Here is a 17,231-nt window from a genome sequence, read left to right on the forward strand (position 1 = left end):
ATATTATGAAACAAAGTAAAATGCTAATCCCTACGCTTCGCGAAATGCCAAGCGATGCTCAAGTTATCAGCCACGCCCTTATGTTGCGTGCTGGTTATGTTCGCCAAGTTTCTGCTGGTGTTTATTCTTACCTCCCACTTGCTAACCGTGTGATTGAAAAGGCTAAGAACATCATGCGCCAAGAGTTTGATAAGATTGGTGCTGTGGAAATGTTGGCGCCTGCCCTTCTCAGTGCCGATCTTTGGCGTGAATCAGGCCGTTATGAAACCTATGGTGAAGACCTTTATAAACTGAAAAACCGTGAAAAATCAGACTTTATCCTAGGTCCGACACACGAAGAGACTTTTACAGTTATTGTTCGTGACTCTGTCAAGTCCTACAAGCAATTGCCACTTAACCTTTACCAAATCCAACCGAAATACCGTGATGAAAAACGTCCACGTAACGGCCTTCTCCGTACGCGTGAATTTATCATGAAAGACGGCTATAGTTTCCATGCTAATTATGATAGTTTGGATGTGACTTATGACGAGTACAAGGCGGCCTATGAACGCATCTTCACTCGCAGTGGCTTGGACTTCAAGGCTATCATCGGTGACGGTGGAGCTATGGGTGGTAAGGACAGCCAAGAATTTATGGCCATCACTCCTGCTCGTACAGACCTTGACCGCTGGGTTGTTTTGGACAAGTCAGTTGCATCATTTGATGAAATTCCTGCAGAAGTGCAAGAAGAAATCAAGGCAGAATTGCTTAAATGGATGGTTTCTGGTGAAGACACTATTGCCTACTCAAGTGAGTCTGGCTATGCGGCTAACTTGGAAATGGCAACAAACGAGTACAAACCAAGCAACCGTGTCGTTACTGAAGAAGAAGTGACTCGTGTTGCAACTCCAGGTGTTAAATCCATCGATGAAGTGGCTACCTTCCTAAACGTGCCAGAAGAGCAAACGATTAAAACTCTCTTCTACATGGCTGATGGAGAGCTTGTTGCAGCTCTTCTAGTTGGAAATGACCAACTTAACGAAGTTAAGTTGAAAAATCACTTGGGTGCAGATTTCTTTGACGTTGCTAGCGAGGAAGAAGTCGCAAGTGTCATCCCAGCAGGCTTTGGTTCGCTTGGTCCAGTTGGTTTGCCAGAGAATGTTAAAATCATCGCTGATCGGAAGGTACAAGATAGTCGCAATGCTGTTGTGGGTGCTAACGAAGATGGCTACCACTTGACTGGTGTGAATTCTGGCCGCGACTTTACTGCAGAATATGTGGATATCCGTGTAGTTCGTGAGGGTGAAATCTCTCCAGACGGACAAGGTGTCCTTAACTTTGCCCGTGGTATCGAGATTGGTCACATCTTCAAACTCGGCACTCGCTACTCAGCAAGTATGGGTGCGGATGTCTTGGACGAAAATGGTCGTGCGATCCCAATCATCATGGGTTGCTACGGTATCGGTGTTAGTCGTCTCCTCTCAGCAGTTATGGAGCAACACGCTCGCCTCTTTGTCAATAAAACACCAAAAGGTGAATACCGTTACGCTTGGGGAGTTAACTTCCCTAAAGAATTGGCGCCATTTGATGTGCATTTGATTACTGTCAATGTTAAAGATGAAGAAGCGCAAGCCTTGACAGAAAAATTGGAAGTCAACTTGATGGACGCTGGTTACGAAGTCTTGACAGATGACCGTAACGAACGTGTCGGGGTTAAATTCAGCGATAGCGACTTGATTGGTCTTCCAATCCGTATCACTGTAGGAAAGAAAGCAGCTGATGGTATCGTAGAAGTTAAGATCAAGGCGACTGGTGACACAATCGAAGTTCACGCAGACAACTTGCTTGAAACGCTTGAAATCCTCAGCAAGAAATAAAAACTATAATCAGAAGAAAAACAAGGCAAAAATGTAACTAGTTTTTACCTTGTTTTTTCTATATAATGGGGAAAATGAGTAAACGAAGAGGTATAAGTATGCTAAAATTTCCAAAGGATTTTGTTTGGGGTTCCTCCACTTCTGGACCACAGACAGAAGGACGAGTGCCAGGTGATGGCAAGGGAGATAATCTCTGGGATTATTGGTATCAGGTGGAACCCAATCGCTACTACAATGGGATTGGACCTGATAAAACATCGACCTTCTATGAGAACTGGGAAAAGGATATTGAGCTTTTGGTAGAGACTGGGCATACAGCCTTCCGAACTTCTATCCAGTGGTCTCGTATTTTCCCACAGGGCCGTGGAGAGGTCAATCCGCAAGGGGTGACTTTCTACCGTCAGGTTTTTGAGGCTATTAAGGCCAAGGGTATTCGTCTCTTAGTCAATCTCTATCACTTTGACCTTCCTTTTGCCCTTCAAGAAGCTGGGGATGGTTGGGAAAATAAGGCAACCACCAAGGCTTATGAAGACTATGCTCGTTTTTGTTTTGAGACTTACGGTGATTTGGTAGACCAATGGATTACCTTTAATGAGCCCATCGTTCCTGTAGAGTTTGGCTATTTCTATGATGCCCATTATCCTCATAAGGTAGATGCCAAAGCAGCGGTTCAGGTAGCCTATCATACGCAACTGGCTAGTAGTCTTGCGGTGAAGGCTTGTCACGAGATTTTGCCTGATTCTAAGATTGGGATTGTCCTCAACCTGACGCCAGCTTATCCACGTAGCCAGCATCCAGCGGATGTCAAGGCTGCTCGTATTGCGGATCTCTTTCAAGCGCAGTCTTTCCTAGATCCATCTGTCTTGGGGACTTATCCAGAGGAATTGGTGGAAATTTTGTCTGAGCATGATTTGCTGCCAGAGTATACAGCTGAGGAGTTGGAGCTTATTCGTCAACATACTGTGGACTTTCTTGGAGTCAACTATTACCAGCCTTTGCGTGTCATGGCCCCACGTTTTGCTAAGCATCCTGACAGCCCGCTTCTGCCTGAACATTTCTATGAGCCTTACGTCATGCCAGGTCGTAAGATCAATCCCCACCGTGGTTGGGAAATCTACGAGCAAGGGATTTATGATATTGCCCAAAATATCAAAGAAAATTATGACAATATCGAATGGATGCTGACAGAGAATGGCATGGGTGTTGAAGGTGAAGATAAATTCCGTGAGAATGGCATGATTCAAGACGACTATCGTATTGACTTTGTCAAAGGTCATCTGCGTGAACTCCATCGTGCCATCGAAGATGGTGCTAACTGTAAAGGTTACTTAATCTGGACCTTTATTGACTGCTGGTCATGGCTCAACAGCTATAAAAACCGCTATGGTCTGGTTGAGCTTGACTTGGAAACACAGGAACGCCGCTTGAAAAAATCAGGCCACTGGTTCAAGGAACTCAGCGACCATAATGGATTTTAAGAATAAAAAGAGTGAGATGCCAAGTGAGATGTCATCTCACTTTTTAATATGTGACTACGGATCAGTATAGTTTTATCTACTACAAGTATGATAAAACCTTTCCATCTAAATCGCAAGGAAAATGGTACTGGCTATATATTTTCTTTAATTATGGTAAAATAGTAAGAGAATAATGTGAGGAAAATGAATGTCAAGTAAGTTTGAAATTTTAATGAATCAACTAGGAATCTCTGATCAGCTAAGACAGGATCCTGCTCTCGTTGATGCAAGCATTGAGCGTGTCGTGGTTCATAAAATTAGTAAGGTATGGGAATTTCATTTTGTATTTTCTAAAATTTTACCTATCGAAATTTTTCTAGAGTTAAAGAAGGGGTTGAGTGAGGAATTTTCTAAGACAGGCAATCAAGCTGTTTTTGAAATCAAGGCTCTTTCTCAAGAATTTTCTAATGAACTCTTGCAGGCCTACTATAAGGAGGCTTTTTCTGAAGGTCCGTGTGCTAGCCAAGGGTTCAAATCTCTTTATCAGAATCTGCAAGTTCGTGCGGAGGGTAATCAACTCTTTATTGAAGGTTCAGAGGCGATTGATAAGGAACACTTTAAGAAGAATCATCTTCCTAACTTAGCAAAGCAACTTGAGAAATTTGGTTTCCCTGTTTTTGTTTGCCAGATAGAAAAGAATGATGCCCTTACACAAGAGCAGGAGGAAGCTTTCCATACGGAGAATGAGCAGATCGTTCAAGCTGCCAACGAAGAAGCTTTGCGGGCTATGGAACAACTAGAACAAATGGCCCCTCCTCCAGTAGAAGAGAAAACAGCTTTTGATTTTCAAGCGAAAAAGGCTGCAGCTAAGCCAAAATTAGATAAGGCTGAAGTTACCCAGATGATCGATGTGACAACTGAGGAAAATCGTTTGGTCTTTGAAGGGGTAGTCTTTGATGTCGAGCATAAAGTGACCAGAACAGGTCGTGTCTTGATTAACTTTAAGATGACGGACTATAGTTCAAGTTTCTCTATGCAAAAATGGGTTAAGAATGAAGAAGAAGCTCAGAAGTTTGACATCATTAAGAAAAATTCTTGGCTCCGAGTTCGTGGGAATGTGGAGATGAATAACTTCACACGCGATTTGACCATGAACGTGCAGGATGTGCAGGAAGTTGTTCACTATGAGCGGAAGGATTTAATGCCAGAAGGTGAGCGTCGGGTTGAGTTTCATGCTCATACTAATATGTCGACTATGGATGCTCTGCCAGAGGTAGAGGAGATCGTTGCGACAGCTGCTAAGTGGGGACACAAGGCGGTTGCCATCACCGACCATGGAAATGTCCAGTCCTTCCCACATGGCTATAAGGCAGCCAAGAAAGCGGGAATCCAGCTGATTTATGGAATGGAAGCTAATATTGTTGAAGATCGAGTTCCTATCGTTTACAACGAAGTGGAGATGGACTTGTCAGAAGCGACCTATGTAGTTTTTGACGTGGAAACGACAGGACTTTCAGCTATCTATAATGACCTGATTCAGGTTGCGGCTTCTAAGATGTACAAGGGGAATGTTATTGCCGAATTTGATGAATTTATCAATCCTGGGCATCCCTTGTCAGCTTTTACTACTGAGTTGACTGGAATTACAGATGATCATGTCAAAAATGCTAAACCACTGGAACAAGTTTTGCAAGAATTCCAAGAATTCTGCAAGGATACGGTCCTAGTCGCCCACAATGCGACCTTTGACGTTGGCTTTATGAATGCCAATTATGAGCGTCATGGTTTGCCTAAGATTAGCCAGCCAGTCATTGATACGCTAGAGTTTGCCAGAAACCTCTATCCTGAGTATAAACGTCATGGTTTGGGCCCTTTGACCAAGCGCTTTGGAGTGGCTCTGGAGCACCACCACATGGCCAACTACGATGCGGAAGCTACTGGTCGTTTGCTCTTTATCTTTATCAAGGATGTAGCAGACAAACATGGTGTGAAGGATTTGGCTAGGTTAAATATTGATCTAATCAGTCCAGACTCTTATAAAAAAGCTCGGATCAAGCATGCGACGATTTATGTCAAGAATCAGGTAGGTCTAAAAAATATCTTTAAACTGGTTTCTTTGTCCAATACTAAGTACTTTGAAGGAGTGCCACGGATTCCTAGAACGGTTCTAGATGCCCATCGGGAAGGTTTGATTTTAGGCTCAGCTTGCTCGGAGGGTGAAGTTTTTGACGCGGTTGTTTCCCAAGGTGTGGATGCGGCGATTGAGGTGGCCAAGTATTATGACTTTATCGAGGTCATGCCACCTGCCATCTATGCGCCATTAATTGCTAAGGAGCAGGTCAAGGATATGGAGGAACTCCAGACCATTATCAAGAGTTTGATAGAGGTTGGAGACCGTCTTGGCAAGCCTGTTCTGGCTACGGGAAATGTTCACTATATCGAACCGGAAGAAGAGATTTACCGTGAAATTATCGTCCGTAGTTTGGGCCAGGGGGCTATGATTAACCGAACCATCGGTCATGGTGAACATGCCCAACCAGCTCCTCTTCCGAAAGCTCATTTTCGAACAACCAATGAGATGTTGGATGAATTTGCCTTTTTGGGCGAGGAACTGGCTCGTAAACTGGTTATTGAAAACACCAATGCCTTGGCAGAAATTTTTGAGCCTGTTGAGGTTGTTAAGGGTGACTTGTACACGCCTTTCATCGACAAGGCGGAAGAAACGGTCGCTGAGCTAACCTATAAGAAAGCTTTTGAAATTTATGGAAATCCGCTGCCAGATATTGTTGATTTGCGGATTGAAAAAGAATTGACTTCTATTCTGGGGAATGGATTTGCCGTGATTTATCTGGCATCGCAGATGCTGGTGCAACGTTCCAATGAACGGGGCTACTTGGTTGGTTCTCGTGGGTCTGTTGGGTCCAGTTTTGTTGCGACTATGATCGGAATTACGGAGGTTAATCCTCTCTCTCCTCACTATGTCTGTGGTCAGTGTCAGTACAGTGAGTTTATCACCGATGGTTCTTATGGTTCAGGTTTTGATATGCCCAACAAGGACTGTCCAAAGTGTGGTCATAAACTTAGCAAAAATGGACAGGATATTCCTTTCGAGACCTTCCTTGGTTTTGATGGGGACAAGGTTCCCGATATTGACTTGAACTTCTCGGGTGAAGACCAGCCTAGCGCCCATTTGGATGTCCGTGATATCTTTGGTGAGGAATATGCCTTCCGTGCAGGAACGGTTGGTACGGTGGCTGCCAAGACGGCCTATGGCTTTGTCAAGGGTTACGAGCGGGACTATGGGAAGTTTTATCGTGATGCAGAGGTGGAACGCCTCGCTCAAGGTGCGGCTGGTGTCAAACGGACGACTGGTCAACACCCGGGGGGAATCGTTGTTATTCCTAACTACATGGACGTCTACGATTTTACGCCTGTCCAGTATCCAGCAGATGACGTGACGGCTGAATGGCAGACGACTCACTTTAACTTCCACGATATCGATGAGAACGTCCTTAAACTCGATGTACTGGGTCATGATGATCCGACCATGATTCGAAAACTTCAGGACTTGTCTGGGATTGATCCTAATGAAATTCCTATGGATGACGAAGGTGTGATGGCACTCTTTTCTGGAACGGAAGTTTTAGGTGTGACACCTGAGCAAATCGGTACTCCGACAGGCATGCTGGGAATACCAGAGTTTGGAACCAATTTCGTACGTGGGATGGTCGATGAAACCCATCCGACAACCTTTGCGGAATTGCTTCAGCTCTCAGGTCTGTCCCATGGTACTGATGTCTGGTTGGGAAATGCCCAGGATCTGATCAAGCAAGGAATTGCTGACCTATCAACCGTTATCGGTTGTCGGGACGACATCATGGTTTACCTCATGCATGCTGGTCTCGAACCAAAGATGGCCTTTACCATCATGGAGCGTGTACGTAAGGGTTTATGGCTCAAGATTTCCGAAGAGGAACGAAATGGCTACATCGAAGCCATGAAGGCCAATAAGGTTCCAGAGTGGTATATCGAATCTTGTGGAAAAATCAAGTACATGTTCCCTAAAGCCCATGCGGCAGCCTATGTTATGATGGCCTTGCGCGTGGCCTACTTCAAGGTTCATCATCCGATTTATTACTACTGTGCTTACTTCTCTATCCGCGCCAAGGCTTTTGATATCAAGACCATGGGTGCGGGTTTGGATGCCATCAAGCGCAGAATGGCAGAAATCGCTGAAAAACGGAAGAACAATGAAGCCTCTAATGTGGAAATTGACCTCTATACCACTCTTGAGATTGTCAATGAGATGTGGGAACGTGGTTTCAAGTTTGGCAAGCTAGATCTATACCGTAGTGATGCGACCGAATTCATCATCGATGGGGACACTCTCATCCCACCGTTTGTCGCTATGGATGGTCTGGGAGAGAACGTTGCTAAACAATTGGTGCGCGCGCGCCAAGAGGGAGAATTCCTCTCTAAAACAGAACTCCGCAAACGCGGTGGACTTTCCTCAACTTTGGTTGAAAAGATGGATGAGATGGGGGTTCTCGGCAATATGCCAGAGGATAACCAGTTGAGTTTATTTGATGAGTTGTTTTAAAGGAGATGAGGAATAGTAAAATGAAACTAAGAATTTTTGCGGAAGACAAACCTGCTGAAAAGGTCTTTGACTATCAGTTAGAGCTGGCAGATGAAACAATTATCCTATCAACAGCGCTCTTGTCAGGTGCTATTGCTTTAGCAGGATTATTCTCTGCTTTGAAAGAAAAATAAAAATAGAAAAGAGAAAACAACATGGTTTTACCAAATTTTAAAGAAAATCTAGAAAAATATGCGAAATTGTTGGTTGCGAACGGAATCAATGTGCAACCTGGGCACACTTTAGCCCTCTCTATCGATGTGGAGCAACGCGAGCTGGCTCACTTGATCGTTAAAGAAGCCTACGCACTTGGTGCGCATGAGGTTATCGTTCAGTGGACTGATGATGTGATCAACCGTGAGAAATTCCTCCACGCGCCGATAGAGCGTTTGAACAATGTACCAGAATACAAGATTGCTGAGATGAACTATCTCTTGGAGAACAAGGCTAGTCGTCTTGGAGTTCGCTCATCTGATCCAGGTGCCTTGAACGGAGTGGATGCTGATAAGCTTTCAGCTTCTGCTAAAGCTATGGGACTTGCCATGAAGCCAATGCGTATCGCAACTCAGTCCAACAAGGTTAGCTGGACAGTGGCTGCTGCTGCTGGACTCGAGTGGGCTAAGAAAGTCTTCCCAAATGCAGCAAGTGACGAAGAAGCAGTCGATCTCCTTTGGGACCAAATCTTCAAAACTTGCCGTGTCTACGAAGAAGATCCCGTTAAAGCTTGGGAAGAACACGCTGCTATCCTCAAGAGCAAGGCAGATATGCTCAATAAAGAGCAATTTTCAGCCCTTCACTACACAGCGCCAGGAACAGATTTGACACTTGGTTTGCCAAAGAACCATGTTTGGGAATCAGCTGGTGCTGTCAATGCACAGGGCGAAGGTTTCTTGCCAAATATGCCGACAGAGGAGATCTTCACAGCGCCTGACTTCCGTCGTGCAGATGGTTATGTAACCTCTACAAAACCGCTTAGCTACAACGGAAATATCATCGAAGGGATTAAAGTGACCTTTAAGGATGGACAAATCGTAGATATCACTGCTGAGAAGGGTGATCAGGTTATGAAAGATCTTGTCTTTGAAAATGCTGGAGCGCGTGCCTTGGGTGAATGTGCCTTGGTACCAGATCCAAGTCCAATTTCTCAGTCAGGCATTACCTTCTTTAATACCCTTTTCGATGAGAATGCTTCAAACCACTTGGCTATCGGTGCAGCCTATGCGACCAGCGTTGTTGGTGGTGCAGAGATGAGTGAAGAAGAGCTTGAAGCTGTGGGACTTAACCGTTCAGATGTTCACGTTGACTTTATGATTGGTTCTAGCCAAATGGATATCGATGGTATCCGTGAGGATGGAACACGCGTACCCCTCTTCCGTAATGGAGACTGGGCAATTTAAGGAGTAACGATGCTTGGAAGTATGTTTGTTGGTCTCCTAGTGGGGCTCTTGGCAGGTGCTTTGACCAATCGTGGAGAGAGTATGGGATGCTTAGGGAAAATGTTTCTCGGCTGGATTGGTGCCTTTCTGGGCCACTTGCTCTTTGGAACTTGGGGACCAATCCTAGCAGGAACAGCTATTATCCCAGCAGTTCTCGGTGCCATGATTGTCTTAGCTATCTTCTGGGAAAGAGGAAGTTAGTTTCTTGAAAAATTAGAAAAAAGGAGGTTGGTCACTTTGGCCAGCCTCCTTTTGAGTATGATATAATAGGTTTATGAGATTAGATAAATTTTTAGTTGCCTGCGCTGTGGGAAGTCGGACTGAGGTCAAAAATTTGCTCAAGGCTGGGCGTGTGACGGTAAATGGTAAAAAAGAAAAATCAGCAAAACTGCAAATAAATGAAGAAAGAGATGAGATTCGCTTTGATGACCAAGTGTTAGAGTACGAGGAGTTTGTTTACTACATGATGAACAAGCCCCAAGGAGTCATTTCAGCGACTGAGGATCCCAAGCATAGAACAGTTCTGGATTTGTTGGACGACTATGGACGTGCCAAGGAGGTTTTTCCAGTGGGTCGCTTGGATATCGATACACATGGTCTCCTGCTCTTGACCAATGATGGTCAGCTGGCCCATGCTCTTCTTTCGCCTAAACGTCATGTGGATAAGACTTATCTGGCACAAGTCGAGGGAATTATGACCCAAGAAGATGTGGAGACATTTGCCAAGGGCATTCCGCTTAAGGACTTTACCTGCCAGCCAGCTAAGCTGGAGATTGTTTCTATCGATACAGAAAAGAATCAAAGTTTGGTTCGTGTAACCATTGCTGAAGGGAAGTTCCATCAGGTCAAGCGTATGGTATCCTACTGTGGCAAGGAAGTGGTGGACCTACAACGTTTGACTATGGGAACTCTGGTCTTGGATGAGAACTTGCAACGAGGAGAATGGCGTCGTCTGACCAAGGAGGAGTTAGAGGAGCTTCTTGCTAGTATTGCTTAGTTTGGATTATGTTAGAAAAGGTGAGGGAGAATATCCCTGCCTTTTTCGTTTTTCAGTTGCTTCCTTTGTGAAAAGAGTTATAATAGACAGTAGAATAAAAGGAGGAATCTATGAACGCGATTCAAGAATCATTTACAGATAAACTATTTGCCAACTATGAAGCAAATGTCAAATACCAAGCGATCGAAAATGCTGCCAGCCACAATGGAATTTTTGCAGCCCTAGAGCGTCGCCAAAGCCATGTAGACAATACACCTGTTTTCTCATTGGATTTGACCAAGGACAAGGTAACCAATCAGAAAGCCTCTGGTCGTTGCTGGATGTTTGCAGCTCTCAACACCTTCCGCCACAAACTCATCTCTCAATACAAGCTTGAAAACTTTGAATTGTCACAAGCTCACACATTCTTCTGGGACAAGTACGAGAAATCCAACTGGTTCTTGGAGCAAGTCATTGCGACTGCAGACCAAGAATTGACGAGTCGCAAGGTTAGCTTCCTACTCCAAACTCCTCAACAAGATGGTGGTCAATGGGATATGGTCGTTTCCCTCTTTGAGAAATACGGTGTCGTTCCTAAGTCTGTTTATCCTGAGTCTGTTTCATCTAGCAGCAGCCGTGAGCTCAATGCCATCCTTAATAAATTGCTTCGTCAAGATGCTCAAATCTTGCGTGACTTGCTTGCTTCTGGTGCAGACCAAGCGACTGTTCAAACAAAGAAAGAAGACCTCTTGCAAGAAATCTTTAACTTCCTTGGAATGTCTTTAGGACTTCCACCACGTAAATTTGACTTTGCTTATCGTGATAAGGATGATAATTACCAAAGTGAAAAGGGTATCACACCACAAGAATTTTACAAGAAATATGTTAATCTTCCTCTAGAAGACTACGTTTCTGTTATCAATGCTCCAACTGCTGACAAGCCTTACGGCAAATCTTATACAGTTGAGATGTTGGGAAATGTCGTCGGTAGCCGTGCAGTTCGCTACATCAACGTTCCAATGGAACGCTTGAAAGAATTGGCGATTGCCCAAATGCAAACAGGAGAAACTGTTTGGTTTGGTTCAGATGTCGGCCAGCTCAGCAACCGCAAAGCTGGAATCCTTGCGACAGATGTTTATGACTTTGAATCAAGCATGGATATTCAACTCACTCAAGACAAGGCTGGACGTTTGGACTACAGCGAAAGTTTGATGACCCACGCCATGGTCTTGACAGGTGTGGATTTGGATGAAAATGGCAAGTCAACCAAGTGGAAGGTTGAAAACTCATGGGGAGACAAGGTCGGTACAGATGGTTACTTCGTTGCCTCAGATGCTTGGATGGATGAATACACTTACCAAATCGTTGTCCGTAAGGAATTGCTGACAGCAGAAGAACGGGCTGCTTATGAAGCAGAACCAATCGTACTTGCACCATGGGATCCAATGGGTGCCTTGGCAGAATAAAGCATAAAGAAAAGAGGTTAGGGGAATCCTAGCCTCTTTTTTAAATCCTTTTGAAAGTGGCGATAGATGCTGCTTGCTAAGTGAGTTCTCCTTATTTTGAGTCTTTAAGTGACAGAGAAAAAGATATGTGTTACTATAGTAGTACAAAAGGATATCGGAGTAGAAATGAAGTATTTAAGTAGCCAAGACATCAAGGATCGTCAACGAAACATCAGCGACATTAAACCCTATAAAACAACCAAGGAAATCGTCGTTTCAAATATCTTTACCTTCTTTAATGCCATGAACTTGGCTCTGGCAGTTCTGGTAGCCACAACCTTGCGATTTGAGAATATGCTCTTTTTAGGCGTGATTGCTATCAATACAGCCATCGGGATTTTCCAAGAAGTGCGTTCAAAAAATGCTTTGGAAAAGCTAAGTTTGCTTGGTAAAAGTAAGTACAAGGTCAATCGAGATGGTCAAACGATTGAGATTGATCCAGAAGACATCGTACTGGGGGAATATCTGCATCTCAATCTGGGAGATCAGGTACCTGTCGATGCAGAAGTGCTTGAAGGGAATATTGAAGTGGATGAGTCCTTGCTGACTGGTGAGAGTGATTCGGTCTTTAAAACAGTTGGTGACAAGCTGATGAGCGGAAGCAATGTCGTCAGCGGTACTTGTCTGGTTATGGCAACGGCTGTGGGTCCAGATAGCTATATTAACAAACTTGCAAAATCCAGCAAGGAATTCAAAAAATACCCTTCTCAACTGCGCGATTATATGGATAAGATTTTAAAAATCGTCTCCATCTTGCTGGTGCCAGTTGCCATTCTGCTTTATGTCAGAGGTTTTAGTCTAGGACGGACTTATGTTGAGATTGTTTTGGGAAGTTCAGGCGCCTTGGTCGGCATGATTCCAGAGGGCTTGATTCTCCTGGTTAGCGTTTCCCTAGCAGTAGCGACTATGAAGCTGGCTAAAAAGAAGGTTCTGGTGCAGGAACTATACTGTGTAGAGACCTTGGCGCGAGTAGATGTTCTTTGTTTTGATAAGACAGGAACTATCACGACGGGGAATATGAAAGTCCAAGAAATGGATGAGAAGCTAGCAGAGAAACTGTCTTCTTATCTGGCTTATTTCGAGGATGAAAATGCGACTTCGCGAGCTCTGAAGACTTACTTAACCTGTGAGAAAAAGTGGAAAGTTCAAGAAGTCGGTGCCTTTTCAAGCAAAAACAAGTATTCCTTTGTCCAAGTAAAAGAGGGTGGGACCTATTTCTTTGGAGCCTATGAATTTCTAGGTTTTACCCAGCCGATGGATGCCTACTATGAAGATCTAAAACAGCAAGGTTTTCGAATCTTAACACTCGCTTATAGCAAGGACCAGATTACGAGTCCAGCCAATATGGAACTACTAGGCCATGTCGTTTTGTCAGATGAGATCAAGGACAATACCAAGGAAACCTTTGACTATTTCGAGTCACAAGGTGTTGAAGTGAAGATTATCAGTGGTGATAATCATGTGGCTGTATATGGGGTGGCTCGTAAAGCAGGTTTTAAGGAGGAAGCGCGGACGATTGATATGACCAAGGTGAGCGATGATGACTTTGAAAGAGTGGTCTTGGAACATGATATCTTTGGACGCGTTACACCTGAGCAGAAAGAAAAGATGGTGACCGTTTTGCAAAATGCTGGTAAAACAGTTGCCATGAGTGGTGACGGGGTCAATGATGTTCTGGCTCTCAAGAAAGCAGATATCAGTTTTGCTATGAATGGTGCTACTAGCGCAGCCAAAAGTGTATCCAATATTGTTTTTTTGACCGATGATTTTGCGGTATTTTATGATATCTTGATGGAAGGTCGCCGGGTCATCAATAACATCCAAAAGGTAGCCTCTCTCTTTCTAACAAAGACCTTCTTCTCCATCGTTTTTGCCATTTTGAGTGTGGTATTTGGTTTGGAATTTGCCTTTATCCCCATTCAGTTTACAATCATTTCAGCCATTACGATTGGGATTCCATCCTTCTTCCTAACTTTTGAGTCCAATAAAGAAAAGGTCAGCACACATTTTATGCGAGATATTTTGACCAATGCTGCGATTGGCGGTGGCATTCTAGTCGCTAGTGTTCTCTTGACGAACTTCTTTATCACTGTCCCAGGTCAGGTCAAATTTATTTGCTTCCTCCTTGCTCTGATCAATGGTCTATGCCTGGTTGCTAAGGTCAGCCTTCCCTTTAATCGATACAAGCTAGTCTTGCTCACGTTTTTGAGCCTTGGAGCTCTTGTTGGCGTACTTGCCAATACTTTTATCCTGCAAGGAGCTTTTGTGCCTTTAGAAGCCACTCAAATGCTCTATGTTGCCATTCTAGCAGTTGTAATTGGAAGCTTTCATTATCTTACTAGGAGAAAAAGTTGATACACAAAAAGAATCAGGGTTTAATCCTGATTCTTTTTATCTATATTCTCGATGGCTTGGATTACATGATACCGAAGAAACGAGCTGCGATACCTACTGCAAAGAGGGCAAGGATGATTGTGATAGGTGATACTTTTTTCTTAAGCAACCACATGCAAAGGAAAGTAAGGAGAAGTCCCATCAATCCTGGAATCAATGAGTTCAACTGACCTTGAAGGGTTTGTGGTTGAATCTTATCTAGGCTCAATCCACCAAGTGCTTGACCAAGAATACCTTTCAATTCAGCACCTGATACAGGTCCTTCTGGGAAGTTGATGTAAGCACCTTCTGCCAATTGTTTACCTGGAAGATTAACAGTAAAGTTGATAGATACCCAACGTTGTACAAGAACGGCAAGGATGAACATACCAAGGATAGAAGCTCCTTTAGTGATGTCTTTCAAGATACCACCAGACATGTCTTTAGTGATTTCAGATCCAGCTTTGTAACCGAACTCTTGTGTATACCATAGGAAGGCCATACGGATAGCATTCCATCCAAAGAAGAAGAGAAGAGGACCAACAATGTTACCAGATGCAGCAAGTGATGCACCAAGGGCTCCAAGGATAGGACGAACTGTAAACCAGAATACTGGGTCACCGATACCAGCAAGAGGTCCCATCATACCGATTTTAACCCCTTGGATAGCCGCGTCGTCGATTTCAACACCGTTAGCGCGCTCTTCTTCAAGTGCAAGAGTAACCCCCATGATTGGAGCAGCTACGTATGGGTGAGTGTTGAAGAACTCAAGGTGACGCTCAAGAGCAGCCGCTTGGTCTTCTTTTTTAGTGTACAATTTTTTGATAGCTGGGATCAATGAGTAAGCCCAACCCAAGTTTTGCATACGTTCGTAGTTCCAAGAACCTTGAAGGAATTGTGAACGCCACCAAACTTTTTGACGATCTGATTTTGATAATTGAATTTTTTCAGCCATGATTGTTCCCCTTTCTAGTAGTCTTCTAGGATATCACCGATTGGGTCGTTAGAAGTTGCAGCTCCGCCGCCACCGTTTCCACCTTGTTTTGAAAGGTTAAGGTAGATGAAGGCAAGGGCAACGCCGATGACACCAAGGGCAATCAAAGTCAATTGAGAAATCGCTGCAAGAGCGAAACCGATAGCGAAGAATGGCCATACTTCACGAGTTGCCATCATGTTGATAACCATAGCGTAACCAACGGCAACGACCATAGCACCACCGACAGCCATACCACCATTCAACCATTCTGGCATTAGACCAAGAGCGTCTTTAACAGCAGAAGCTGGGATAGCGATAAGGAAGGCTGCAGGGATCGCGATACGAAGACCCTGAAGAATAAGAGCAAAGTAGTGAGCGCGTTCAACAGCCGCAATGTTTCCATCTTTAGCAGCAGCGTCAGCAGAGTGAACCAAGGCAACTGAGATTGTACGAACAATCATTGTCAAGAATAGTCCAGCTACGGCAAGAGGGATAGCTGTTGCAGTTGCAACGGCAATACCTTCAGTAGTAAAGTTACCACCTTTAATCAAGATGATCGCTGCGGCAACAGATGCAAGAGCAGCGTCAGGAGCTACGGCAGCTCCGATGTTTGCCCAACCAAGGGCAATCATTTGAAGAGATCCACCAAGCATAACACCTGCTTCGAGGTTACCAGTTGCAAGTCCGATAAGGGTACATGCGACGATTGGTTGATGGAATTGGAATTGGTCGAGGATACCTTCAAGACCTGCAAGGAAGGCAACAACTACAACCAAGATAGCAGAAATGATTGAAATATCTGACATGGTTTTATTCCTTTTCTATTTAGTTTTAATAAAGTATTTAATCCTGTTTTCAAAAATGATAAAACAGATTAAAATTATTGAACGTTTGCTTTCTTAATCAAGTCAAACAAATCTTTTTTCGTGTCGTTTGGTACTTTACGTACATCAAATTCAACACCGAGGTCACGCATTTTTTCAAAGGTTGCAACATCGTCTTTGTCCATAGACAAAACGTTGTTAATCATTGTTTTACCTGTTGAGTGAGCCATAGAACCAACGTTAAGGGTCTTGATTGGCACGCCACCTTCGATAGCACGAAGTGCATCTTGTGGAGTTTCAAACAAGATAAGAGCATGTGTGTTACCAAAACGAGGATCTTTTGCAACTTCAATCAATTTTTTGATTGGTACAACGTTCGCTTTTACTCCGTTAGGAGCAGCTTGCTTGATCAATTCTTTACGCAACTCGTCGTTTGCAACGTTATCTGAAGCAACGATGATACGGTCTGCTTTTGAATCTGGTGTCCAAGCAGTTGCGACTTGTCCGTGAAGAAGACGTGTGTCAAGACGGGCAAGATTGATTTTCAATTTACCGTCTCCGATAACAGTTCCTTCTGGAATAGCAGCTTGGGCAGCAGGAGCAGCTGCAGCACTTGCAACTTCCTCAACTGGGTTAAGCTCTTCTGGAAGAGCCTTGATGCCATCTTTGGCTTCTTTAATGATGTTCGCAGCGACTTTTTCCACACCTGCAGTAGCGTCCATAAGGCGCTCTGTGTAGGCTTGGATCAACATCGGCAAGTTAAGTCCTGTGATGATGGCAAATTTACGTTCTGGATTTTCTCCCATCACGCGGCTAGCTTGGTTGAATGGAGATCCACTCCAAAGGTCAGCCAATACTAGAACCTCATCTTCTGCGTCAAATGCAGCAACAGCGTTATTGATCTTAGCGTATAGATCATCTGGACCTTCGTTTGGCATAAAGGTTACAACTTGAACCTTCTCTTGTTCACCAAAGATCATAGATCCGGACTGATGAATACCCGCAGCAAATTCGCCGTGGCTCGCAATAATGATTCCGATACTCATTATTGTCATTCCTCCTTTAAAATGTTTGACTGTGTGTTTAAGAAAACTTTAAGCCTAACTTTAAGTATAAACCGTTTTCAAACAAAAAGCAACCATTTCTTATAAATATGTGTTAATTTTCAATGAAAACTCGTTTACAA

At 43.9% G+C, this 17,231-nt stretch carries 12 protein-coding genes; 9 read left to right on the forward strand and 3 right to left on the reverse strand.

The features are described from left to right. The first annotated feature begins 5 nt into the window (after positions 1–5). The 9 genes from HF881_RS05300 to HF881_RS05340 all read left to right on the forward strand — a co-directional run bounded on the left by HF881_RS05300 (position 6) and on the right by HF881_RS05340 (position 14,227). Positions 6–1,859: a proline--tRNA ligase gene (locus HF881_RS05300; RefSeq protein ID WP_169446729.1), complete on the forward strand. Its 1,854-nt coding sequence runs from the start codon at positions 6–8 to the stop codon at positions 1,857–1,859. A 98-nt stretch (positions 1,860–1,957) separates the two neighbouring features. Further along, entirely contained in the window at positions 1,958–3,337 is a 1,380-nt protein-coding gene (locus tag HF881_RS05305; RefSeq protein WP_000911356.1) for a glycoside hydrolase family 1 protein, read from the forward strand. 187 nt (positions 3,338–3,524) lie between these two features. Next, a complete protein-coding gene (locus tag HF881_RS05310; RefSeq protein ID WP_169446730.1) occupies positions 3,525–7,916 on the forward strand; it encodes a PolC-type DNA polymerase III in 4,392 nt (1,463 codons plus the stop codon). 20 nt (positions 7,917–7,936) lie between these two features. After that, positions 7,937–8,089 carry a hypothetical protein gene (locus HF881_RS05315; RefSeq protein ID WP_000776617.1) on the forward strand — a complete coding sequence of 51 codons (153 nt, stop codon included), beginning with the start codon at positions 7,937–7,939 and terminating at the stop codon, positions 8,087–8,089. A gap of 21 nt (positions 8,090–8,110) precedes the next feature. Further along, a complete protein-coding gene (locus tag HF881_RS05320; RefSeq protein ID WP_169446731.1) occupies positions 8,111–9,352 on the forward strand; it encodes an aminopeptidase in 1,242 nt (413 codons plus the stop codon). Between the two features lie 9 nt (positions 9,353–9,361). Continuing rightward, positions 9,362–9,592, forward strand: coding sequence for a GlsB/YeaQ/YmgE family stress response membrane protein (locus HF881_RS05325; RefSeq protein WP_169446732.1), 231 nt, complete (start codon positions 9,362–9,364; stop codon positions 9,590–9,592). 73 nt (positions 9,593–9,665) lie between these two features. Then, on the forward strand, positions 9,666–10,388 hold the full coding sequence (locus HF881_RS05330) for a pseudouridine synthase (protein WP_169446733.1): 723 nt from the start codon (positions 9,666–9,668) through the stop codon (positions 10,386–10,388). Between the two features lie 110 nt (positions 10,389–10,498). After that, positions 10,499–11,833, forward strand: coding sequence for an aminopeptidase C (pepC, locus tag HF881_RS05335; RefSeq protein ID WP_000991669.1), 1,335 nt, complete (start codon positions 10,499–10,501; stop codon positions 11,831–11,833). Between the two features lie 165 nt (positions 11,834–11,998). Beyond that, a complete protein-coding gene (locus tag HF881_RS05340; protein ID WP_000876384.1) occupies positions 11,999–14,227 on the forward strand; it encodes an HAD-IC family P-type ATPase in 2,229 nt (742 codons plus the stop codon). 61 nt (positions 14,228–14,288) lie between these two features. Here HF881_RS05340 and HF881_RS05345 read toward each other — a convergent pair whose 3' ends face one another. The 3 genes from HF881_RS05345 to HF881_RS05355 all read right to left on the reverse strand — a co-directional run bounded on the left by HF881_RS05345 (position 14,289) and on the right by HF881_RS05355 (position 17,091). Further along, entirely contained in the window at positions 14,289–15,200 is a 912-nt protein-coding gene (locus tag HF881_RS05345) for a PTS system mannose/fructose/sorbose family transporter subunit IID (RefSeq protein WP_000818317.1), read from the reverse strand. A gap of 14 nt (positions 15,201–15,214) precedes the next feature. Next, positions 15,215–16,027: a PTS mannose/fructose/sorbose transporter subunit IIC gene (locus HF881_RS05350; RefSeq protein WP_001280319.1), complete on the reverse strand. Its 813-nt coding sequence runs from the start codon at positions 16,025–16,027 to the stop codon at positions 15,215–15,217. Between the two features lie 74 nt (positions 16,028–16,101). Continuing rightward, complete coding sequence (locus HF881_RS05355; protein WP_000021995.1) at positions 16,102–17,091, reverse strand: PTS sugar transporter subunit IIB; 990 nt, start codon at positions 17,089–17,091, stop codon at positions 16,102–16,104. Positions 17,092–17,231 lie beyond the last annotated feature (140 nt).

This window comes from Streptococcus sp. WB01_FAA12 (assembly GCF_012843315.1).
Taxonomy (GTDB): domain Bacteria; phylum Bacillota; class Bacilli; order Lactobacillales; family Streptococcaceae; genus Streptococcus.